Annotated in this window: 19 protein-coding genes; 15 read left to right on the top strand and 4 right to left on the bottom strand. The window is 58.5% G+C overall.

Translation table 11 applies throughout. The annotated features are described in order from the left end of the window. Positions 1–288: 288 nt before the first annotated feature. The 6 genes from sodB (at position 289) to IV01_RS08720 (ending at position 9217) form a co-directional block, all read left to right on the top strand. Positions 289–870, top strand: a complete 582-nt coding sequence (gene sodB, locus IV01_RS08695; RefSeq protein WP_032629869.1) for a superoxide dismutase [Fe] — start codon at positions 289–291, stop codon at positions 868–870. A 262-nt stretch (positions 871–1132) separates the two neighbouring features. Then, the gene (locus IV01_RS08700; protein ID WP_418903545.1) at positions 1133–3232 is read left to right on the top strand and encodes a putative bifunctional diguanylate cyclase/phosphodiesterase; all 2100 of its coding nucleotides are present in this window, start codon (positions 1133–1135) and stop codon (positions 3230–3232) included. A 294-nt stretch (positions 3233–3526) separates the two neighbouring features. Next, entirely contained in the window at positions 3527–4891 is a 1365-nt protein-coding gene (locus tag IV01_RS08705) for an imelysin family protein (protein ID WP_032629867.1), read from the top strand. A gap of 687 nt (positions 4892–5578) precedes the next feature. After that, positions 5579–7006 carry a di-heme oxidoredictase family protein gene (locus IV01_RS08710; protein WP_032629866.1) on the top strand — a complete coding sequence of 476 codons (1428 nt, stop codon included), beginning with the start codon at positions 5579–5581 and terminating at the stop codon, positions 7004–7006. A 32-nt stretch (positions 7007–7038) separates the two neighbouring features. Beyond that, positions 7039–8103, top strand: coding sequence for an imelysin family protein (locus IV01_RS08715; RefSeq protein ID WP_032629865.1), 1065 nt, complete (start codon positions 7039–7041; stop codon positions 8101–8103). A gap of 16 nt (positions 8104–8119) precedes the next feature. Continuing rightward, positions 8120–9217, top strand: coding sequence for a DUF1513 domain-containing protein (locus tag IV01_RS08720; protein WP_032629863.1), 1098 nt, complete (start codon positions 8120–8122; stop codon positions 9215–9217). Between the two features lie 98 nt (positions 9218–9315). On the opposite strand, the gene IV01_RS08725 is transcribed toward IV01_RS08720, so the two are convergent. Beyond that, positions 9316–9852 carry a cytochrome b gene (locus IV01_RS08725; protein WP_032629861.1) on the bottom strand — a complete coding sequence of 179 codons (537 nt, stop codon included), beginning with the start codon at positions 9850–9852 and terminating at the stop codon, positions 9316–9318. Between the two features lie 171 nt (positions 9853–10023). Between IV01_RS08725 and IV01_RS08730 the strand changes: the two genes are divergently transcribed. The 9 genes from IV01_RS08730 (at position 10024) to IV01_RS08770 (ending at position 20658) form a co-directional block, all read left to right on the top strand. After that, a complete protein-coding gene (locus IV01_RS08730; RefSeq protein ID WP_032629860.1) occupies positions 10024–10701 on the top strand; it encodes a thermostable hemolysin in 678 nt (225 codons plus the stop codon). Further along, a complete protein-coding gene (locus tag IV01_RS08735; protein WP_032629859.1) occupies positions 10691–12172 on the top strand; it encodes an AMP-binding protein in 1482 nt (493 codons plus the stop codon). The genes IV01_RS08730 and IV01_RS08735 overlap by 11 nt, the downstream gene beginning before the upstream one ends. Next, positions 12169–12858: a TenA family transcriptional regulator gene (locus tag IV01_RS08740; RefSeq protein ID WP_032629857.1), complete on the top strand. Its 690-nt coding sequence runs from the start codon at positions 12169–12171 to the stop codon at positions 12856–12858. Before IV01_RS08735 ends, IV01_RS08740 begins: the two co-directional genes overlap by 4 nt. Next, complete coding sequence (locus IV01_RS08745) at positions 12845–13642, top strand: SDR family oxidoreductase (protein ID WP_032629856.1); 798 nt, start codon at positions 12845–12847, stop codon at positions 13640–13642. Before IV01_RS08740 ends, IV01_RS08745 begins: the two co-directional genes overlap by 14 nt. A gap of 8 nt (positions 13643–13650) precedes the next feature. Further along, positions 13651–14295, top strand: a complete 645-nt coding sequence (locus IV01_RS08750; RefSeq protein WP_032629855.1) for a tetratricopeptide repeat protein — start codon at positions 13651–13653, stop codon at positions 14293–14295. 14 nt (positions 14296–14309) lie between these two features. After that, positions 14310–14972, top strand: a complete 663-nt coding sequence (locus IV01_RS08755; RefSeq protein WP_032629854.1) for a response regulator — start codon at positions 14310–14312, stop codon at positions 14970–14972. After that, positions 14969–16339: an ATP-binding protein gene (locus tag IV01_RS08760; RefSeq protein ID WP_032629852.1), complete on the top strand. Its 1371-nt coding sequence runs from the start codon at positions 14969–14971 to the stop codon at positions 16337–16339. The genes IV01_RS08755 and IV01_RS08760 overlap by 4 nt, the downstream gene beginning before the upstream one ends. A 91-nt stretch (positions 16340–16430) precedes the next feature. Then, positions 16431–17582 (top strand): efflux RND transporter periplasmic adaptor subunit, encoded by a 1152-nt coding sequence (locus IV01_RS08765; RefSeq protein ID WP_032629851.1) that lies wholly within the window; start codon positions 16431–16433, stop codon positions 17580–17582. 13 nt (positions 17583–17595) lie between these two features. After that, entirely contained in the window at positions 17596–20658 is a 3063-nt protein-coding gene (locus tag IV01_RS08770) for a multidrug efflux RND transporter permease subunit (protein WP_032629850.1), read from the top strand. A gap of 84 nt (positions 20659–20742) precedes the next feature. On the opposite strand, the gene IV01_RS27110 is transcribed toward IV01_RS08770, so the two are convergent. The 3 genes from IV01_RS27110 to IV01_RS08785 are packed head-to-tail and all read right to left on the bottom strand — an operon-like array spanning position 20743 to position 22372. Beyond that, entirely contained in the window at positions 20743–20970 is a 228-nt protein-coding gene (locus IV01_RS27110; protein WP_032629848.1) for a hypothetical protein, read from the bottom strand. Next, a complete protein-coding gene (locus IV01_RS08780; RefSeq protein WP_032629847.1) occupies positions 20970–21686 on the bottom strand; it encodes a lipopolysaccharide kinase InaA family protein in 717 nt (238 codons plus the stop codon). The genes IV01_RS27110 and IV01_RS08780 overlap by 1 nt, the downstream gene beginning before the upstream one ends. A gap of 5 nt (positions 21687–21691) precedes the next feature. Continuing rightward, a complete protein-coding gene (locus tag IV01_RS08785; protein WP_032629846.1) occupies positions 21692–22372 on the bottom strand; it encodes a class I SAM-dependent methyltransferase in 681 nt (226 codons plus the stop codon). Positions 22373–22413 lie beyond the last annotated feature (41 nt).

Here is a 22413-nt window from a genome sequence, read left to right as displayed (position 1 = left end):
AAATATCGGGTAGATGTACTGGCCTCTTCCCGGCTAAAGCCGGTCCCACGTCGTCACATCCGCTTGCGAGCAACCATAGAATCTCCTACAGATCGAAACCCACCTTTCGGCAAACGCTCTGGAACCTCTATCCCACACAGTTGTTGCGTGGTTAAGCCGCAGGCCCGGTGCTATGATCCAGACCCTGCGTCGCAAAGAGTACAAACTCACCGGCGTATGTTTTGTTCTGTCTGGCCGCCCGTGATCGGCCTTGCGCTCACCGCAACTGACCTGATTAGGAGATAAACCATGGCTTTTGAATTGCCTCCACTGCCCTACGCCAAAGACGCTCTGGTGCCGCACATTTCCGCAGAGACACTGGAATATCACCACGACAAGCACCACAACACCTACGTCGTGAACCTGAACAACCTGGTGCCAGGCACCGAGTTCGAAGGCAAGACGCTGGAAGAAATCATCAAGACTTCTTCGGGTGGCATCTTCAACAACGCCGCTCAAGTCTGGAACCACACGTTCTACTGGAACTGCCTGGCGCCAAACGCTGGCGGCGAACCTACCGGCGCGCTGGCTGATGCCATCAACTCGGCTTTCGGCTCGTTTGACAAGTTCAAAGAAGAATTCAGCAAAACCTCCATCGGCACCTTCGGTTCCGGCTGGGGCTGGCTGGTCAAGAAAGCGGACGGTTCCCTGGCTCTGGCCAGCACCATCGGCGCAGGCAACCCACTGACCAGCGGCGACACTCCGTTGCTGACCTGTGATGTCTGGGAACACGCCTACTACATCGACTACCGCAATCTGCGTCCTAAATACGTTGAAGCGTTCTGGAATCTGGTCAACTGGGACTTCGTCGCCAAGCAATACGCGGCCTGATTTCAGTAGCTGTATTTCGGTATAGAAAGAAACCCGGCATTGCCGGGTTTTTTTTCACGCCTGAAATGCGTTTCAGGTATTGTCAGGGAAAGATAGCGGACTAATATCAGCGCTTGGGTTTTACGATCAGGTTCAAGTTTCAGAGGTTTTTGTCCGACACAGTGAAAATGGCTGAATCTGGTTCAAAGCCAGCCCGACGCAAGGAATCAGGTGACCAGGCCGCTGGATCGCCCAGCGCCCGTTTCCGGCTCGACTGCTTTTGATGGTGGCAAAGGTTGCAAGTACCCGGCACGGATTAAGGAATGACCATTTGAAGCTGGAACTCAAAAACAGCCTTTCTGTGAAGCTGCTGCGAGTGGTGCTTTTGTCGGCACTGATCGTGGGCGTGGTGTTGAGTTGTGCGCAAATCGTCTACGACGCGTACAAAACCCGGCAGGCCGTAGCCAGCGATGCTGAAAGAATCCTTGATATGTTTCGCGATCCATCGACACAGGCCGTCTATAGCCTTGATCGAGAGATGGGCATGCAGGTTATCGAAGGGTTGTTTCAGGACGACGCGGTGCGCATGGCTTCCATTGGCCACCCCAATGAAACCTTGCTGGCCGAGAAGGAACGGCCACTCAAAGCTTCGTCGACCCGCTGGCTCACCGATATCATCCTCGGCCAGCAGCGCAGCTTCACCACCCAACTCGTCGGCCGCAGCCCCTATAGCGAATATTACGGGGACTTGCGCATAACCCTGGACACCGCCACCTATGGCGAAGAGTTCATCATCAATGCGGTGATCATTTTCATTTCCGGCATGCTGCGAGCCTTGGCGATGGGCCTGGTGCTGTATCTGGTCTACCACTGGTTGCTGACCAAGCCCTTGTCCCGAATCATCGAGCATCTGACCAACATCAACCCGGACCGGCCCAGCGAGCACCAATTGCCGCTACTCAAGGGCCACGAGAAGAACGAGCTGGGTGTCTGGGTCAATACCGCCAACCAATTGCTGGCCTCCATCGAACGCAACACGCATTTGCGCCATGAGGCGGAAAACAGTCTGCTGCGCATGGCCCAATACGACTTTCTGACCGGCCTGCCCAATCGACAGCAACTGCAACAACAACTGGACAAAATCCTCGTAGACGCGGGTCGCCTGCAACGCCGGGTGGCCGTTATTTGTGTCGGGCTGGATGACTTCAAAGGCATCAACGAACAATTCAGCTATCAGACTGGCGACCAACTACTGCTGGCTCTGGCCGACCGCCTGCGCGGTCACAGCGGCCGGCTGGGTGCGCTGGCCCGCCTGGGCGGCGACCAGTTCGCACTGGTGCAGGCCGACATCGAGCAGCCCTACGAAGCTGCCGAGCTGGCACAGAATATCCTCGATGATCTTGAGGCACCCTTTGCCCTGGATCATCAGGAAATCCGCCTGCGCGCCACTATCGGTATCACGCTGTTCCCGGAGGATGGCGACAGCACTGAAAAGCTGCTGCAAAAGGCCGAGCAGACCATGACCCTGGCCAAGACACGCTCGCGCAATCGCTATCAGTTCTATATCGCCAGCGTTGACAGCGAAATACGCCGCCGCCGCGAACTGGAAAAAGACCTGCGCGAAGCCTTGCCGCGCAATCAGCTCTATCTGGTGTATCAACCGCAAATCAGCTACCGGGATCATCGGGTGGTGGGTGTGGAAGCGCTGATTCGCTGGCAGCATCCAGAACACGGCATGGTGCCACCCGACCTGTTCATTCCGCTGGCCGAGCAGAACGGCACCATCATTGCCATTGGCGAATGGGTGCTGGATCAGGCCTGTCGCCAGTTGCGTGAATGGCATGATCAGGGCTTCACCGACCTGCGCATGGCGGTCAACCTGTCTACCGTGCAGTTGCACCACTCCGAGCTGCCCCGGGTGGTGAACAACCTGTTGCAGATCTATCGCTTGCCTCCACGCAGCCTTGAGCTGGAAGTCACTGAAACCGGGCTGATGGAAGACATCAGCACCGCCGCCCAGCATCTGCTGAGCCTGCGTCGCTCCGGCGCACTGATCGCCATCGACGACTTCGGGACGGGCTATTCGTCCCTGAGTTACCTCAAGAGCTTGCCTCTGGACAAGATCAAGATCGACAAGAGCTTCGTGCAGGACCTGATCGATGACGATGACGACGCAACCATCGTGCGCGCCATCATCCAGCTGGGCAAAAGCCTGGGCATGCAGGTCATCGCTGAAGGGGTGGAAACTGTCGAGCAAGAGGCCTACATCATTTCCGAAGGCTGCCATGAAGGCCAGGGCTACCTCTACAGCAAGCCCCTGCCCGCCCGTGAGCTGCTGGCTTATCTGAAACAGGCGCAACGCAGTAATGTTGAGGTTTTGTAGGTATGGATGGCGTTCGACGAATCAAATCTGTGGGAGCGAATTCATTCGCGAAGGGGCCAGTACACTCGATAAAGCTTCATCGACGTTAATATTGCCTTCGCGAATGAATTCGCTCCCACAGGTGCGAGACCTGCCAAGTAGCTGTGCATATTGAAACACTTTATTACAAGCTCCCCCCACCTCTCATTCCGGTCTGGGCAATATGCCTTTACATCGAATGCAAATCTTTCGCATTATGTCGCAGCTTTTTTTGGGCGCCGGGCGCCTTAAACCCTCTAGACGCAGGATTCCGTCATGATTCGTATGCCATTGGCAACCGCTAGTCTGCTGGCCATCGCCATTTCCCTCGCCGGTTGCGGCGACGATAAAAAAGCCGCCGCGCCAGCCCCCGCATCTGCTCCGGCTCCAGCCCCTGCCGCTGCACCCGCTCCGACTGCTGCGGCTCCAGCTCCAGCCGCAGCTGCGCAAACGGCGGACGCTGCTTCCAAAGCAGTAGTCGCCAACTACGCCAACATGGTCTACGCCGTGTTCAGCGACGCTGAAGCCACTGCCAAAACCCTGCGTACAGCCATCGACACTTTCCTCGCGGCGCCCAGCGACCAGACGCTCAAGGCAGCCCGCGACGCCTGGGTTGCAGCTCGCGTGCCTTACATGCAGAGCGAAGTCTTCCGCTTCGGCAACACCATCATCGACGACTGGGAAGGACAGGTTAACGCCTGGCCCCTGGACGAAGGCCTGATCGACTACGTCGCCAAGGATTACCAGCACGCGCTGGGCAACCCGGGTGCAACCGCCAACATCATCGCCAATACCGAAGTTCAGGTTGGCGAAGACAAGGTTGACGTCAAAGACATCACCGCTGAAAAACTCGCCAGCCTGAACGAACTGGGCGGTTCGGAAGCCAACGTTGCAACGGGCTACCACGCTATTGAATTCCTGCTCTGGGGCCAGGACCTGCACGGCAATGGTCCGGGTGCTGGCGAGCGTCCGGCTTCGGATTACATCGAAGGCGCTGGCGGCACCGGCGGTCACAACGATCGTCGTCGCGCCTACCTGAAAGCAGTGACCGAGCTGCTGGTCAGCGACCTGGAAGAAATGTCCAACAACTGGAAGCCAGGCGTAGCCGATAACTATCGCGCGACCCTGGAAGCCGAATCCGGCGAAAGCGGCCTGCGCAAAATGCTCTTCGGCATGGGCAGCCTGTCGCTGGGCGAGCTGGCCGGCGAGCGCATGAAAGTGGCACTGGAAGCCAACTCCAGCGAAGACGAACACGACTGCTTCAGCGACAACACGCACAACTCGCACTTCTACAACGGCAAAGGCATTCGCAACGTTTACCTGGGCGAATACACCCGTGTAGACGGCACCAAAATCAGCGGCCCTAGCCTGTCGTCCCTGGTTGCCAAAGCCGATCCAGCCACCGACGCCACCCTGCGCGCCGACCTGGACGCCACCCAGGCCAAACTGCAAGCCATCGTCGATCAAGCCAACAAAGGCCAGCACTTCGATCAACTGATCGCTGCGGGTAACACCGAAGGCAACCAGATCGTTCGCGACGCTATCGGCGCGCTGGTCAAACAGACCGGTGCCATCGAGCAAGCCGCTGGCAAGCTCGGCATCACCGACCTGAACCCGGACAACGCCGATCACGAATTCTGATCCGCGAGGTTGAGCGTTCGCTTCTGAACGCCTCGATCAAGTGCCCTGAAAGATGCCAGTCAGCTTGCTGACTGGCATTTTTTATGGCCGGAATTTCCCGTGGGTTGGAATACGTTCGTATCTGAAAAACGCAGAACCTGTAGGAGCAATCGGAGGTTACGACGGTCGCGAATGCGGTGTATCTGACACACCGCGATTCGCAGCCTTCGGCAGCGCCTAAAAGACACCCATTTTTTCAGGCACACCGCAATCCTGTAGGAGTTGTCGGAGGTCACGACGGCGACGAATGCGGTGTATCTGACACGCCGCCATCGCGACCACCGTAACCTCCGATTGCGCCTACACAGCGCCTGTCCGAAAGACGACTCCGAGAACGCTGTAGGGCTTTTCCTAATTAGCTTTTGCCGTCTTGAAGCCCTCGCCTTCGTCGTCGACTATCCGCGCCTCCCTCCCCGCTCCGTGCAAGGCGCGCTTCGATGACAGAGCTTGAATCCGGCCCCAATGACCTGCCGTGGTCACAAAACGGCTATCTGCTCATAGCGAGATCAAGTCCAGCTAAACATGGAAAGCCGCAGATTCGTAACAACACATTGCGACAAGTCAAGGTAAACGATAATCCCTCTTATTAGACAGGCCTTGGACTGGTAAGCTTGCACCCCCCGATTTTGGGCTTGTTGCAGGTTGAATATGGTTACGCGGTTGAGTCCGGTGCTTTTGTTGCTCAGCGCTCTGTTTGTGAGTGCGTGTGATGACGCCCCTCGTTTCACTCAGGCTGAGCCGGGTGAAGCGCTGGCGGGGGGGCATGCGACGGTGAACAAGCGTGATCGCAATGCGTTTTCCCTGCCTTCGGCCAATCTGTCGCCAGTGCGGCGGCTGGATTTCAGTGTCGGCAACAGTTTCTTTCGCAGCCCCTGGGTGATCGCACCTTCGACCACCACGGCCCGTGATGGGCTGGGGCCTTTGTTCAATACCAATGCGTGTCAGAACTGCCACATCAAGGACGGCCGGGGTCATCCGCCTGGGCCGGACGCTATCAATGCGGTGTCGACGCTGGTGCGTCTGTCGATACCCGATGACCCTGCCTACGCCGAGCTGATCAAGAAGAACGGCGTGTTGCCCGAGCCGACTTATGGTGGGCAGCTGCAGGACATGTCAGTCCCCGGTGTCGCCCCGGAAGGCAAAGTGCGTATCGAATATGAGCCGATGCCGATTCGCTTCCGCGATGGCTTTCAGGTCGACTTGCGCAAGCCGACACTGAGCATCACCCAACTGGGCTACGGCCCTATGCATCCCGAAACCCGCGCGTCGGTGCGGGTTGCGCCGCCCATGATTGGCCTCGGCTTGCTGGAGGCCATACCGGACGCGGCCATTCTGGCCAACGCAGACCCGGATGACAGAGATGGCGATGGGATTTCCGGGCGCCCCAACTATGTCTGGGACGACGCTGAGCAGAAAGTCGTGATGGGCAGGTTTGGCTGGAAGGCCGGGCAACCGACTTTGAATCAGCAGAACGTTCATGCCTTTGCGGGCGATATGGGCCTGACCACCAGCCTTAAAATGAATGATGATTGCACGCCGGCGCAAACCGATTGCCTTGCGGCCCCCAACGGCAACGGTCCCGATGGCGAGCCCGAGGTCAGCGACAATATTCTGCGCCTGGTGCTGTTTTACAGCCGTAACCTGGCGGTCCCGGCAAGACGTGATGTGGAAGACCCGCAAGTGCTCGCTGGCAAAAATCTGTTCTACAAGGCAGGCTGCCAGCAGTGTCACACGCCGCAGTTCAAGACCGGCCACGATGCTGCCGAACCGGAGCTGGCCGATCAGGTGATTCGCCCCTACAGCGATCTGCTGTTGCACGACATGGGCGAGGAACTGGCCGACAACCGAACCGAGTTTCAGGCGACAGGCCGCGAATGGCGTACTCCACCACTGTGGGGCATCGGGCTGACACAAACGGTCAGCGGTCACACTCAATTTCTGCACGACGGGCGCGCCCGTAATCTGCTTGAAGCGGTGCTCTGGCACGGCGGCGAAGCACAGGCGGCGCAGCGTCAGGTGCTGGCTTTCGATGCCGAGCAACGCGCGGCGCTGCTGGCGTTTCTGAATTCGTTATGACGTCTTTCATTTAAAACTATAAGGAGCCGGACATGTTCCGCCCCAAGTTGCTTTTCACCAGCCTTGCCGCCCTCGCTTTGGGCGCCTGCGCCCCAGCGGATCCGCAGGCGGTTACGTCTGCGTCGATCGCCAAACAAGTCATCCTGCCCACCTACAGCCGTTGGGTGGACGCTGATCGGCAATTGGCAGCCAGCGCTTTGGCGTTCTGTGAGGGCAAGACTGATCTGGCCAGTGCCCGCGCCGATTTCCTGCACGCGCAAAAGACCTGGGCTGAACTGCAACCTTTGCTGATCGGCCCGCTGGCCGAGGGCAATCGCGCCTGGCAGATCCAATTCTGGCCGGACAAGAAAAACCTCGTCGGCCGGCAGGTCGAGCAATTGGTCACCGCGCAGCCGCAGATCAGCGCCGATGCCCTGGCCAAATCCAGCGTCGTGGTTCAGGGCTTGTCGGCCTATGAATACATCCTGTTCGACGCCGCCATCGACATGGCCAATGCTGAACAGAAGGCCCGTTACTGCCCGTTGCTCACAGCGATTGGCGAACGCCAGAAAGCCCTTGCCGAAGAAATCCTCAGCAGCTGGAACAGCACCGACGGCATGCTGGCACAGTTGAGCAAATTCCCCAACAAACGCTATGCCGACTCCCACGAAGCCATCGCCGAACTGCTTCGGGTGCAGGTCACCGCACTGGACAGCCTGAAGAAGAAACTGGGCACACCGCTGGGTCGCCAGACCAAAGGCGCACCGCAACCCTTCCAGGCTGATGCATGGCGCAGCAAGTCGTCGCTGAGCAGCCTCGAAGCGAGCCTCGCCAGCGCCGAGACCGTCTGGTCAGGCGTGGACAATCACGGTCTGCGTGGCCTGTTGCCCGCCGAGCAGAAACCGCTAGCCGACAAGATCGACGCTGCTTACGCTGCGAGTCGCAAATTGCTGGCTGCGCTGAAACCCCCTCTGGCCGATCTGCTGGCCAGTGAAGAAGGCCGCCAGCAGCTCAATGCGTTCTACGACAGCCTGAACGTGGTGCATCGTCTCCACGAAGGCGAGCTGGCCAAAGCGCTGGGTATCCAGCTGGGTTTTAACGCCAACGACGGCGATTGATCAGAGGTAACCCTTGATGTTGCGACGCCAGGCCCTGGCCCTCGGAAGTCTGCTGCTCAGCGCCTGTACGCTGGGCGGCTGGACCCTTTTTCGGCAAAAAGGCAAAAGCCCTTTGCTGCTCTCGGCCCGCGACGGCGACGACGGGCATCATTACGCCGTGGGTTATCGCCTCGATGGCCAGCAAGTCTTCGCGACCCAGGTCGGCCAGCGCTGTCACGACATCATCAACCATCCGACCTTGAATCTGGCGCTGTTCGTTGCGCGCCGTCCAGGTACCGAAAGCTACCTCATCGATTTGAGCGACGGCCGTCTGTTGCAGACCATCACCTCGCAACCCAATCGACACTTCTATGGGCACGCTGTCGTTCACAGCAGCGGTGAATGGCTGTACGCCACCGAGAATGACACCACCGACCCGGGCCGCGGCCTGCTGGGCGTTTATCGATTCGTCGATGGCCGGCTGGAGCATTCCGGTGAAATTCCGACACATGGCATTGGCCCGCATCAGGTGTCGTGGATGCCCGATGGCGAAACCCTGGTGGTCGCTAACGGCGGTATCCGCACCGAAGCGGAAAGTCGCGTTGAAATGAACCTCAACGCCATGGAGCCAAGCCTGGTGCTGATGAAGCGCGACGGTACGCTGCTGAGCAAGGAAACCCTTGGGCAATCGATGAACAGCGTGCGGCATCTGGGCATTGGCAGCGACGGCACCATCGTCGCCGGTCAGCAGTTCATGGGGGCTTCTCACGAGTCGGCCGAGCTGTTGGCCATCAAGCGTCCAGGCCAGCCGTTTCAGGCGTTTCCAGTGGACCCGCAGCAGCTGGCGGCCATGGCCCACTACACCGCCAGTGTGGCGGTGCATAGCGAGCTACGTCTGGTGGCGCTCACCGCTCCGAGAGGCAACCGCTTTTTCATCTGGGATCTGGACAGCGGCGCCGTTCGCCTGGACGCGCCATTGCCTGATTGCGCGGGGGTGGGTGCAGTCGCCGACGGTTTCGTCGTGACCTCAGGCCAGGGCCGCTGCCGGTTCTATGACTGCCGCAAACCGGAGCTGGTCGCCAAACCGCTGGATCTGCCTGCCGGGCTTTGGGATAACCACCTGCATCTGGTGTGAAACACCCCAAGCCCGTTTTACTGATCCGGAGTATCCCTGCGTCCCAGTCATCTCACCTGCCACTCCAAGCCCTTCAAAAGCCTGGATCAGGCGCGCACTTACCTGGGCAGCATGCGTCTCAGCGTGTTATCCCGCACGTAGTAGTGATGGAACAATCCCGCAGCGGCATGTATCGCTATCAGCCAGTAACCCGTGCTGCCCAGCCACTCATGCCAGCCTTTGATCTGTTTGGCTAATGCCGGGTCGACCGCGATTGGGGCAGGCATAAAGAACTCGAAATAAGGCATGGGCTTGCCACCGGCAGCCAGCATCAGCCACGCCAGAATCGGTGTCGCAATCATCAGCAGATACAGCAGGCCGTGCACTAGGTGCGAGAGCCCGATCTGCCAACCAGCCGGGCTTGGGGTAATGACCGGCGCCTTGTACATCAGCCTGCCGAGCAGACGAATCCAGACCAAGGCGAATATCCCCAGACCAAAGATCCCGTGCATACCCAGCAATGCAGAGCGCAACGTGCTGCCACGGGGTGCGAATCCTTTAAGTTCGATACAGGCATAGACTCCGACAAAAAGCGCAAGCATCAACCAGTGCAGGTAAATGGAAAGTTTGGCGTAACGGTGCAGGGAGGTATTCATGCGCGGAACTCGTTATAGAGGAGAGAGACTGCGAAAAGGCACCGGGACTGTGCGGCAACAGGCTTAAGGAAGTCTGAAGATGCCTCTTTTACTTATTTTGCTCACCTTCAGATTCGGTTAAGAAACCGCCCTGATACTCCCCCCATTCGCCACTGGGGAGGAGCCTTACCCATGCAGGGTCTGGACTGGAACATCTGTTTACCGTTGAGTTTCGGCAATGCTGGAACACCCGCCCTTTCACTCCATCGCGCCCTGGTGCAAGAGCCACTGCGCGATGAGTTCGAAGCGTTTATCCAGGATCGCTTTCGCCAAGCCCACAACGCCGAGATTCACCAGTTCATGCCTGAACTGTTCGGTCTCAAAGACGGCGCAGGCACGCTCTGCGCGGTCACAGGTGTTCGCCTGGCGACATCCGGTCCGTTATTTCTGGAAAATTATCTGGATAAGCCGATCGACGTCGCCATCGAGGCCGTCGCAGGCAGGTCAGTGGACCGCCAAGGGATTGTCGAGGTGGGCAACCTGGCCGCCAGCAACCTGGGTAGCGCACGCCTTAGCATCATCACCATCACCTGGCTGCTCGCCATGGGCGGCCTGGAATGGGTGGCGTTCACGGGGAATGCGAGCCTGGTCAACAGCTTCCATCGCCTGGGATTGCGCCCGGTCAAATTGTGCGCGGCAGACTCCATGCGCCTGGGGGAGGAGCGGCACAGTTGGGGAACCTATTACAGCACCCACCCCAACGTGCATGTTGGCGACATCCGCTCTGGTTACTTGCATCTGCGCAACAGCAACCTGTTCGAGCGCTTCGGTTTGCCACTGACCCTGGAGCGAACCTGCCATGTCGCCTGAACTGTCTGATTTTCGCCAACGCATCACCGATCTTGCCAATGAGCAGCCGCATGGCTGCGCGCTGTGGGGCGATGACCTGAAGCTGGACTACGCAACGCTTGATGCGCAAATCCGCCTGCGTCAGCAGACCCTCAAAACCCTCGATGCCCAAGTCGTTGCCCTCGCGCTGGAGAATGGCCCCGACTTTTTGATCTGGGATCTTGCGATCCTGTTCGAGGGTTTGACATGCGTGGCCCTCCCCCCTTTCTTCAGCCCGGCCCAGCGATTGCATTGCCTTTATGAGAGTCAGGCTGACCTGGTCATCGCGGCGCCAGAATACGCTGACGAGCTGGAGCAGTCCGGCTTTCGCTCAATTGATGGGCTCTGGGTGCGGGGTGTTCGCAGACCTTCTGTGCTCCCGAAGGGCACTGCAAAGCTGACCTTTACATCGGGAACCACCGGCAATCCGAAAGGGGTATGCCTGAGCGCCGAAGCGGTTTTGACCGTGGCGTACGAGCTTCACAACGCCAGTCAGTCACGGCAGTCCGAGCACCATCTCTCGTTGCTGCCGTTGGCCATTTTGCTGGAAAACGTCGGCTGCTACGCGGCGCTATATGCCGGGGCCATGTTGAGCCTGCCCACCCAGAAAAACTTGGGCATTCAAGGTGCCAGCGGTGTGGATATGCCACGGCTGCTGCAGACCCTGAACATGCGTCAGCCGCAAAGCATGATTCTGGTGCCGCAATTGTTACTGCTGTTGGTCAGTGCCTGCGAGCTCGGGGCGTTCGACCCTGCGCAATTGCGCTTCGTCGCCGTGGGCGGCGCGAAAGTAGCCCATGACCTGCTGCTGCGGGCCGAGGCTGCAGGATTCCCGGTTTACGAGGGCTACGGCCTTTCAGAATGTTCATCGGTCGTGGCCCTGAACCGGCCCGGTGCTCATCACCCCGGCAGCGTCGGCAAGCCGCTGCCTCATGTGCAGATACGGTTGGCTGAAGATGGCGAAGTACTGATTGCAAGCCCAGGCATGCTCGGCTATCTCGGCAACAGCCAGACTGTCCCTGAGTGGTGGCCGAGCGGCGATCTCGGTGAGTTCGATGCGGACGGTTATCTCTACCTCCATGGACGTAAAAAGCACCAATTCGTTACCAGCTTCGGTCGCAACGTAAACCCCGAATGGGTCGAGGCCGAGTTGACCCAACGCGGCCTGCTGGGTCAGGCGTTCGTCTATGGCGAGGCCAGGGCCAGCAACCATGCGTTGCTCTGGCCACTGCGTGAAGAAACCACCGATTCGCAAATTGCCGACGCCGTCAGTCAGGCCAACCTGGCTCTGCCCGACTACGCCCAGGTGCATAGCTGGACACGCCTTGAACACCCTTTCACCCCCCGTAATGGCATGGCCACGGCGAACGGCCGCCCCAAGCGCGAAGTCATTCTGGCGCACTACCGCCAGCACTTCATTGAGCCCAAGCACGTTGAGGATATTCAATCATGAGTTTTTTCCAGACACTGCAAGACGCGACCCGCACAGAACGCGAGACCTTGTTCAACCTACCCGTGATCCGTCAGGCGCTGGCCGGTGAGGTCACGCTGCACAGTTATCGCGAGTTTCTGACCCAGGCCTATTACCACGTCCGACATACCGTGCCGTTGATGATGGCCTGCGGTGCCCGGCTGCCCTCGCGCCTTGAATGGCTGCGAGGCGCTGTGTGCGAATACATCGAAGATGAATACGGGCATGAACAATGGATTCTCAACGACCTGCGTGCCTGTGACGCGGACGCCGATGCCGTGCGTGACGGGTCACCAGGTTTACCGATCGAGCTGATGATCGCTTACCTCTATGACCGGATCGCCCGGGGCAATCCAGTGGCCTTGTTCGGCATGGTGAACGTACTGGAAGGCACCAGCATTGCACTGGCAACTCATGCCGCCGGCAGTATCCAGCAACGCCTTGGCCTTGGCCCCGACGCCTTCAGCTACCTGAGTTCTCATGGCAGCCTGGATATCGGACACATGGAAACGTACCGCAAGCTGATGGATCGTCTCGATGATCCCGATGATCAGGCTGCCGTGATCCGCGCTTCAAAAGTGGTGTATGGACTTTACACCGAGATGTTCCGCCAACTGCCGGTCGCAGAAGGTGAGTTCCTGAAGGAATCCAGTCATGCGCATCTCTGAAGCGCGAGTTGTACTGACCGGTGCCAGTGGCGGCATCGGCATGGCTATCGCTGAAGCATTGTGCAGCCAGGGCGCCCAGGTGCTCGCGGTGTCCCGACATCAGGAACCACTGCTGCCCTTGCAGGCGCGTTATCCCCTCCAGCTGCATTGGATCAAGGCGGATCTGACCACGGCCGAAGGTCGCCAGCAGGTATTACTGGCGGCTCAGACCATGGCAGGCGTCAACCTGCTGATCAATGCCGCGGGCGTCAACCACTTCGCCATGCTTGAGGACCTGCCTGGTCGAGAGATCGACTCGATGCTGGGCATCAACCTGGCTGCGCCCATACAACTCACCAGCCTCATGCTTCCTGTATTACGCCAGGCCAGCGCTGCCATGGTGGTCAACGTCGGTTCGATATATGGCTCGATTGGATACGCCGGCTACGCGACCTACTGCGCCAGCAAGTTTGCCTTGCGCGGGTTTTCCGAGGCCCTGCGCCGAGAGCTGGCAGACACGCGCATTGGCGTGCTGTACGTCGCGCCACGCGCCACACGCACTTCCATGAACAGCCCGGCGGCCCTCGCCCTCAACAATGCGCTCAAGAGCAACGAGGACGATCCGCAGACAGTGGCCACGGCGGTCGTCAGTGCGATTGCCGGTAATCAACGGGAACTCTACCTAGGATGGCCCGAACGGTTTTTCGTGCGCCTCAATGGCCTGCTGCCCACCGTGGTTGATCGCGGACTACGCAAACACTTACCCCTCATACGCCGACTGAGCAGCTCACCTGCCGAAGAGTAATTCAAACCATGAAAAGACCACTATTAGCTCTGCTTGCGATGTTGAGTCTGCCCGTCTGGGCGCTTGATGCACCTGATCAACAGCGTCTGTCCTCCATCCAGCAAGAGTGGGCTCACATCCAATACCAGTTGCCTGAAGAGCAGCGCGTGAGTGCGTTCGAAAAGCTGTCCTCACAGTCTTCGGCATTTACCCAACAGCGTCCAAAAGTGGCTGAAGCCTGGATCTGGTCAGGCATCGTCACCAGCAGTTGGGCGGGCGCCCAGGGTGGACTCGGCGCGCTGAGCAAGGTGAAAAAGGCCAAAGCCGATCTGGAACAGGCGCTGGCCCTGGATCCTGATGCCTTGCAAGGCTCCGCCTACGCGAGCCTCGCCGCGCTCTATGACCGGGTTCCCGGTTGGCCGATTGGTTTCGGTGATGCAGATAAAGCCCAAGTGCTGCTGGAACAGGCGCTGAAGATTAATCCCGACGGCATTGATCCACTGTATTTCTGGGGTGACCACTTATTCCGCCAAGGGCGCTATGCTCAAGCACGCCAGGCGCTGGAAAAAGCCTTGCTGGCTCAGCCACGACCTGGGCGAGAGGTGGCCGACACTGGACGCCGCAAGGACATCCAGTTATTGCTGATCGACGTTAACAAGAAACTTAAATCCTGAATAATGGGGCGTTCATGCGTTTGTTGTTGATCGAAGACGATGTCGCCTTGGGCGAAGGTATTCATCAGGGGTTGATTCGCGAGGGCTACACCGTCGACTGGGTACACGACGGTGCCAGCGCCTTGCATGCGCTACTGAGTGAAGTATTCGATCTTGCCATTCTTGATCTGGGGCTGCCGAAAATGGACGGGCTAACCGTCCTGCGGCGGCTGCGCGAGAGCGGATCTGCCTTGCCCGTCCTGATACTCACCGCGCGGGACGCCACTGAAGATCGTATTGCCGGACTTGATGCAGGCGCGGACGACTACCTGGTCAAACCCTTTGACCTCTCCGAACTCAAGGCTCGGCTGCGCGCCTTGCTGCGGCGCAGTGCTGGCCGCGCGTCGGTGATGATCGAACATGCGGGTATAAGGCTGGACCCTTCGACCCAACAGGTTACGTACAACAACGACCCCGTTCCCTTGACCCCCAAGGAATACAAACTGCTCTACGAACTGCTGTCGCCACCGGGGCGTGTAATGACGAGGGAGCGCCTGATCCAGCTGTTGTACGGCTGGAATGAAGAAGCCGAGAGCAACACCCTTGAAGTGCACATTCATCACCTGCGAAAGAAATTTTCCAGTGAGCTGATCCGGACCATTCGTGGCGTCGGTTATCTGGTGGAGGATCGTCAGTGACTTCGATCCGTCGCCGCACTCTGACCCTGATCATCGGCCTGGTGCTTATCGGTCTGTTGATTCTGACGTTGGTCAACGTTCACGACAGCAATCATGAAATCGCGGAAGTCTACGACGCCCAACTGGCGACCAACGCCAGATTGCTGCAAGGCATCATGCGCATGCCGCTGGCGCGTCAGGAACACGCGCAGCTTTACCAGGCATTCAACCAGGCATTGGGTCAGGCAGAACCCAGGGTCGATGGGCACCCTTACGAGAGCAAAATCGCGTTTCAGGTGTGGGACTTGCAAAACAACCTGCTGGTCCATACCCTCAGCGCGCCGAGCATGACCCACGCACCGCAGTATTCCGGATTCAGCGACATCGATGACGTGAGGAAGCACAAATGGCGCACCTTCGTACTCAAAGACGAGCAACACAATCTGTTGATCTGGGTTGGCGAGCGCGACGATGTCCGTTCCGATCTGGTCAACCGGATCGTACGCCACACGGTGCTGCCCAATCTCTTCGGCAGCCTGGTGCTGATGGCTGCCATCTGGCTGGCGATCGGTTGGGGACTCAAGCCCCTGGCTGACCTGGCATCAACGCTGAGAGCGCGTCACCCGGGGTCTCTCGAACCATTGCAACTGGCCCCGCTACCCAGCGAGCTTGAGCCCATGCAGGCCGCGCTGAACAGGCTGCTCGGGCAGATCCAGGAAGTCTTGAGCCGTGAACGTCGCTTCATCGCCGATGCCGCGCATGAAATGCGTACGCCCCTGGCAGTTCTTCGGGTGCACGCGCAAAACGTTCTGGAAGCGCGCAATGAAGAACAGCGACGAGAGTCGTTGAACTACCTGATCATCGGCGTTGACCGCACCACTCGGTTGGTCAATCAGCTGCTGACCATTGCACGACTGGAGCCCAGCGCCGGTGCGGGGAAGACGACCCGGGCCGATCTGGTCAGCGCCATACGAGAGAGCCTGGTGCAGATGACCCCTTGGGTTTTAAGCCGGGGGATGGAGTTGTCGTTCGACTGCAGCGAACAGGCTCACACCGTAGAAACCAACTTTCCAGCGATCGAAATCGCGCTACAGAACCTGGTAACAAACGCAGTGAACTTCTCCCCTGCGGGTGGGCAGATCAGCGTCGCGCTGGAGTTCACCGCCGACAGTTTTCATCTCATGGTCGCTGATCAGGGGCCGGGGATTGATGAAGCCGAGCGGGAACGACTTTTCGAACGCTTCTACAGCGCCGGCAATGATCAGGGAGTCGGGTTGGGGCTGACCATTGTGCAAACTGTGGCGACGCGTCTGGGCGGAGAAATCAGATTGGAAAACCTCGGGTCGGGAGGTTTGCTAGCGGCTTTGGTAATTCCCATTAGAATGTAGGTTCCCCCGCACGCTGACGTTCGCAACAGTAAGCTTACTGGATCCGGCGCCGTGTACGGTTGGTTCAAACTGATTTTCCAAGGATATGGATATGCTGCGTCGCCGGATGCTGATCATGTTGGGCGTTGTGTTGTTGGTCGTTCTGCTGCTTGCCGGCTACAAAGCGTTTTCCATCTATCAGCAGATTCAACAATTCTCCGCCCCCAAACCCGCCATCAGCGTTGCCGTAGCAACGGCAAGTGAACGTGCGTGGCAAAGCCGCCTTCCCGCCATTGGCACGCTCAAGGCGTTGCAGGGTGTGGACCTGAGTCTCGAAATCGCTGGCACCGTGAAGGTGGTTCAATTCGATTCAGGGCAAAAGATCCGAAGTGGTCAGCCGTTGTTGCAGTTGGACAGCGATGTCGAAAAAGCCTTGCTGGGCACCGCGCAGGCCGACCTCGGACTGGCACAGGTGGAATACGGCCGTGGCAGTCGGCTGGTGGGTGATCAGGCAATCTCCAGGGGGGACTTCGACAAACTTGCCGCGCAACTGAAAAAAGCCAGCGCAACCGTTGCTCAACTGAACGCATCCCTGGCCAAGAAAAGCATCCTGGCCCCGTTCGGCGGCACCATCGGCATTCGTCAGGTGGATGTGGGTGACTACCTTGCCAGCGGCACAGTCATTGCCACCTTGCAGGACCTGAGCAGCCTCTATCTCGACTTCAACGTTCCGGAGCAATCACTGCCCCTGTTGAGCGTGGGCCAGATCGCCGTGGTCAGTGTCGCCGCTTACCCTGAGCAAACCTTTGAAGCCACGATCAGTGCAATCAACCCGAAAGTGGATGACGTCACACGTAACGTGTTGATTCGCGCCACCCTGCCAAACCCGGAAGGCAAGCTACTGCCCGGCATGTTTGCCAACTTGCAGGTGCTGTTGCCTGGGCCAAAAACCCGGATTGTGTTGCCCGAAAGCGCGATCACTTACACCCTCTACGGCAACTCCGTGTATGTCGTGGTGCCGAAAAAAACCGCCGGGGGCGAACCCGAAAAGGACGCCAGGGGCGAAGAGCAACTGATCGTCGACCGCCGCTTCGTGGAAACGGGCGAGCGCCGTGACGGGCTGGTCATCATCAGCAAAGGACTCACATCCGGCGAACGGGTGGTCAGTGGCGGGCAGCTCAAGCTCGACAATGGCGCGCACGTGGCCATCAGCCCAGATCAGACCCTGCCAGCCGAACAGAACGGCCAGTCAAAAGCTGACTGATCAAGGAATCCTCATGGCTTTTACAGACCCGTTCATTCGTCGCCCGGTGCTCGCCACGGTGATCAGCCTGCTGATTGTGCTGCTGGGTTTCCAGGCCTTCAGCAAGCTGACCATCCGCCAGTACCCACAGATGGAAAATGCTCTGATCACGGTCACCACGGCCTACCCGGGTGCCAACGCCGAGACCATTCAGGGCTACATTACGCAACCCTTGCAACAAAGCCTGGCCAGTGCCGAGGGCATCGACTACATGACGTCGGTCAGTCGGCAGAATTTTTCGGTGATCTCCATCTATGCGCGGATCGGCTCTGACAGCGACCGGCTTTTCACCGAGCTGCTGGCCAAGGCCAACGAGGTGAAGAACAAACTGCCTCAGGATGCCGAAGATCCGGTGCTGAGCAAGGAAGCGGCTGATGCGTCGGCGCTGATGTACATCAGTTTCTACAGCTCCGAACTGAGCAACCCACAGATCACCGATTATCTGTCCCGGGTCATTCAGCCAAAGCTGGCGACCCTTCCCGGCATGGCGGAGGCGCAGATCCTCGGTAATCAAGTGTTCGCCATGCGCCTGTGGCTCGACCCGATTCGTCTGGCAGGCTTTGGCCTGACCGCCGCTGACGTGACCGACGCCGTGCGCCGCTACAACTTTCTGGCCGCCGCCGGTGAGGTAAAAGGCGAGTACGTCGTCACCTCCATCAACGCCACCACTGATCTTAAGTCTGCCGAGGCATTCGGCGCGATTCCTCTGAAGACTTCAGGTGACAGGCGCGTGTTGCTCAGCGATGTGGCCAGGGTCGAAATGGGCGCGGAAAACTACGACACCGTCAGCTCTTTCGATGGCATCCCGTCGGTTTATATCGGCATCAAGGGCACCCCCAGTTCCAACCCGCTGGATGTCATCAAGGAAGTCCGACGCATCATGCCGGAGCTTGAAAGCCAGCTACCGCCAGGCCTGAAAGTCTCCATTGCCTACGATGCCACGTTGTTCATTCAGGCCTCGATCAACGAAGTGGTGAAGACCCTGATCGAAGCGGTGTTGATCGTGATTGTCGTGGTGTTCCTGTTCCTCGGGGCGTTGCGCTCGGTCCTGATTCCGGTCATCACCATTCCGCTGTCCATGGTCGGCGTACTGTTCTTCATGCAACTGATGGGCTACTCCATCAACCTGCTGACGTTGCTCGCCATGGTCCTGGCGATCGGTCTGGTGGTGGACGATGCCATCGTTGTTGTGGAAAACATCCATCGGCATATCGAACAAGGCGAATCACCCTTCGACGCTGCCATCGAAGGCGCTCGCGAGATCGCCATGCCCGTGGTCTCGATGACCATTACCCTTGCGGCGGTCTATGCGCCCATCGGCTTTCTGCAAGGCCTGACCGGCGCGCTATTCAAAGAGTTCGCCCTGACCCTGGCCGGAGCCGTGGTGATCTCCGGCATCGTCGCCCTGACGCTGTCGCCCATGATGTGCGCCCTGCTTTTGCGGCATGACGAAAACCCCAGCGGGCTGGCACATAAACTTGACCAGCTATTCGAACGTCTCAAGCGGCGTTACCGGAGCATGCTGCATGGCACGCTGGATACTCGCCCGGTCGTGCTGGTTTTTGCGCTGATCGTGTTATGTCTGATCCCGGTATTGCTCAAGTTCACCAAATCGGAGCTGGCCCCGGATGAGGATCAGGGCATCATTTTCATGATCGCGACGTCGCCACAGCCCACCAACCTGAATTACATCAACCGTTACACCAGTGAGTTCATCGAGATCTTCAAGGAGTTTCCCGAGTACTACTCCTCGTTCCAGATCAACGGCTTCAACGGGGTCCAGACGGGTATTGGCGGCTTCCTGCTGAAACCCTGGGATGAACGCAGCCGTACGCAAATGGCGATTCTTCCCGAGGTTCAGGCAAAACTGGCTGGCATCAGCGGCTTGCAGATTTTCGGTTTCAACCTGCCATCGCTGCCCGGTACTGGCGAAGGCCTGCCCTTCCAGTTCGTGGTCAATACGGCCAATGACTACGCCTCACTGTTACAGGTCGTAGAACGCATCAAGGCCCGTGCCGCGGAGTCTGGGAAGTTCGCGTTTCTGGACATCGACCTGGCGTTCGACAAGCCTGAAGTGGTGGTGGAGATTGATCGAGCCAAAGCGGCGCAGATGGGTGTTTCCATGCAGGACCTGGGCGGGACACTGGCGACGCTGCTGGGCGAGGCGGAAATAAACCGGTTCACCATCGAAGGCCGCAGCTACAAGGTCATTGCTCAGGTGGAACGGCCGTATCGGGACAACCCCGGTTGGTTGAACAACTACTACGTGAGAAGCAGCGACGGTCAGTTGCTGGCATTGTCGACGCTGATCAAAGTCACCGACCGAGCGCGGCCGCGCCAACTGAACCAGTTCCAGCAGCTGAACTCGGCGATCATTCAAGGCTTCCCTATCGTCAGCATGGGTGAGGCGATCGACACCATCCGGACGATTGCCAGTGAAGAAGCACCTGCCGGATACGCCTATGACTACGCAGGTGCTTCCCGGCAATACGTGCAGGAAGGCAGCGCCCTGTGGGTAACGTTCGCCCTGGCGCTGGCGATCATCTTCCTGGTGCTGGCGGCACAGTTCGAAAGCTTCCGCGATCCACTGGTCATTCTGGTCACTGTTCCGCTGTCGATTTGCGGCGCGCTGATCCCGTTGTTCCTCGGCTTTTCGAGTATGAACATCTACACCCAGGTCGGTTTGGTTACCTTGATCGGCCTGATCAGCAAACATGGCATCCTGATCGTTGAGTTCGCCAATCAGCTGCGGCGCGATAGAGGGCTGTCAGCCCGGGAGGCGGTGGAAGAAGCGGCGGCGATTCGATTGCGCCCGGTATTAATGACCACCGCAGCCATGGTATTTGGCATGGTGCCGCTGATCCTGGCGACCGGCGCGGGAGCGGTGAGCCGTTTCGATATCGGCATGGTGATCGCCACCGGCATGTCGGTGGGGACGCTGTTCACCCTGTTCGTGTTGCCTTGTGTCTATACGTTGCTCGCCGCACCGGACAAGAAACGCAGCGCTGACCCCTTTGTAGCTCGCCCCCCTCGTTGAGGCCCTGGGCCCGATGCAATTTACCCTGATGCAACAAGGCCCCGAAAACGGGGCCTCTGAGTCGGTGATACCGCGTGGGATCGGTCATCGTTGACCGGTCGTCCCTTGAGCCAAACCAAACATCAACAGCAGCAGATCCTGACTTGGCTGTGCCGAGTCATGAATCCTGGCCACCCGTGGCAGAGGACAATGCCCCTCACCGTGCGGGGCGCTCAATACCTTCGTTCCGGGCTCTTCCCAAGCGGCCATCGCCACTGATGCGACAGCGAGTGCGCCGAGAACGAACAAACCTCGTGCAAATTCTAGTTTCATTAGTCTAAACCCTTGATAGCGCTGCCAAACGCCGTCTCGTAAAAGTAGACCAACTTCTGCCAATCCGCTGGCTTGAACGACGAGTGGCGACGCAGTTGCTTCATGTCATGACCAGCAGCTGCGGAGGCAGTGAACCGACGGCGGCATTTCTCAAGGTCCAGCAGTGCGATTTCAGCTTTTGCATCGCTGCCCTCGCCCACGACCCGCACAAACACATGCTTGATATACAGACAGCTGTGCTGCCAACGCCCCAAGTGCATCCGAGCCAGATGGGTCGCCAGTTCCTGGAGCAATTGCTCATGCAGCGCTTCACCGTGGTGCTCGCGCCCGCCTGCTGCGTACCAGTTTTCAAGCTCCTGAAAACCATCCAGTGCTTTGGTGACCAACAGCGCGCGCCATTCATTACGCTCATCTCGCTGCGCACCGCAAAAGATCATTTCGGGCACACCTACACCGAGTCCGCTCAGACCAACCAGCGCGTCACGTTCCCGCAACACGGTTGGGCGACCCAACGGATGTAACCAACTACGGTAGATATGTCCCACCTGACGCTTGATGTAAATCAGCTGACCACCTTCCGTGATCACTCGCTGAACACCACTCTCCCCGCCCCGGCGCTGATTGGGTTCTTCCACCCATTCGCCGCGCTGTTCCCAAAAAAAATCAAAACCTTTACCTTCCGGCACCGTGGGCTTGATGACTGCCTGCACGCCCATTCCTCTTACCTCTTACGCAAAAGATATACACGCCACATGGCGTAAAACGGCAGAAAATCCAGGCGCTCCTGAATACGAAAACCCGCCTGTTCAAATTCGGCCTCAACTGTTGCTGCCGGTAACACGAAACGATTCTGGTAACTGTCCTGCCCATTTTCAGCATGGCGCTTGCGATCAAGACGCTTGCGTTTCCATGCCTTGAAATTGCCATCCACCCAAAGCGAAACGATGACGCTGTCACGCGTCACTCGCTGAAACTCTCGCAATAGAGCCAGTCGATGCTCTGATTGCCCGACGTGATGCATCAGACGCATACAGAAGATGCTGTCGACGGCGTTGTCTGGCAGATCAATATCAAACGCAGACGTTTGCAAGGGTCGTACCCGTTTCACGATTTCTGCCGGCTGAGCAGCGCACGCGGTTTTGAGCATATCGGCCGAATTATCCGCACCGATGATCACCCGGTTGGGTTTTTCACCCAACAACGGCCAAAACCGACCCGCACCGCAAGGCAGATCCAGCACCAGTCCAGGATCACCTGCCATATGCAAAGCTTTGCGTGCCAACTGCTCATCGCGCCAATGTGACAAGCGTCGAGCGGGATTGTCCTGATGCTTCTGCAAATATTGTTGGGCATGGTCCCGGTCATACTTGCGTGAAAACTCGAGTTCGATTCGCTTGCTCATGTCGCATCTCCTGATTCCGATGAAGGCCAAGGTAGTCAGCG

This window comes from Pseudomonas syringae, from assembly GCF_000737245.1.
In the GTDB taxonomy this organism is placed as follows: domain Bacteria; phylum Pseudomonadota; class Gammaproteobacteria; order Pseudomonadales; family Pseudomonadaceae; genus Aquipseudomonas; species Aquipseudomonas syringae_J.
This window is presented reverse-complemented; position numbering and strand designations above follow the sequence as displayed.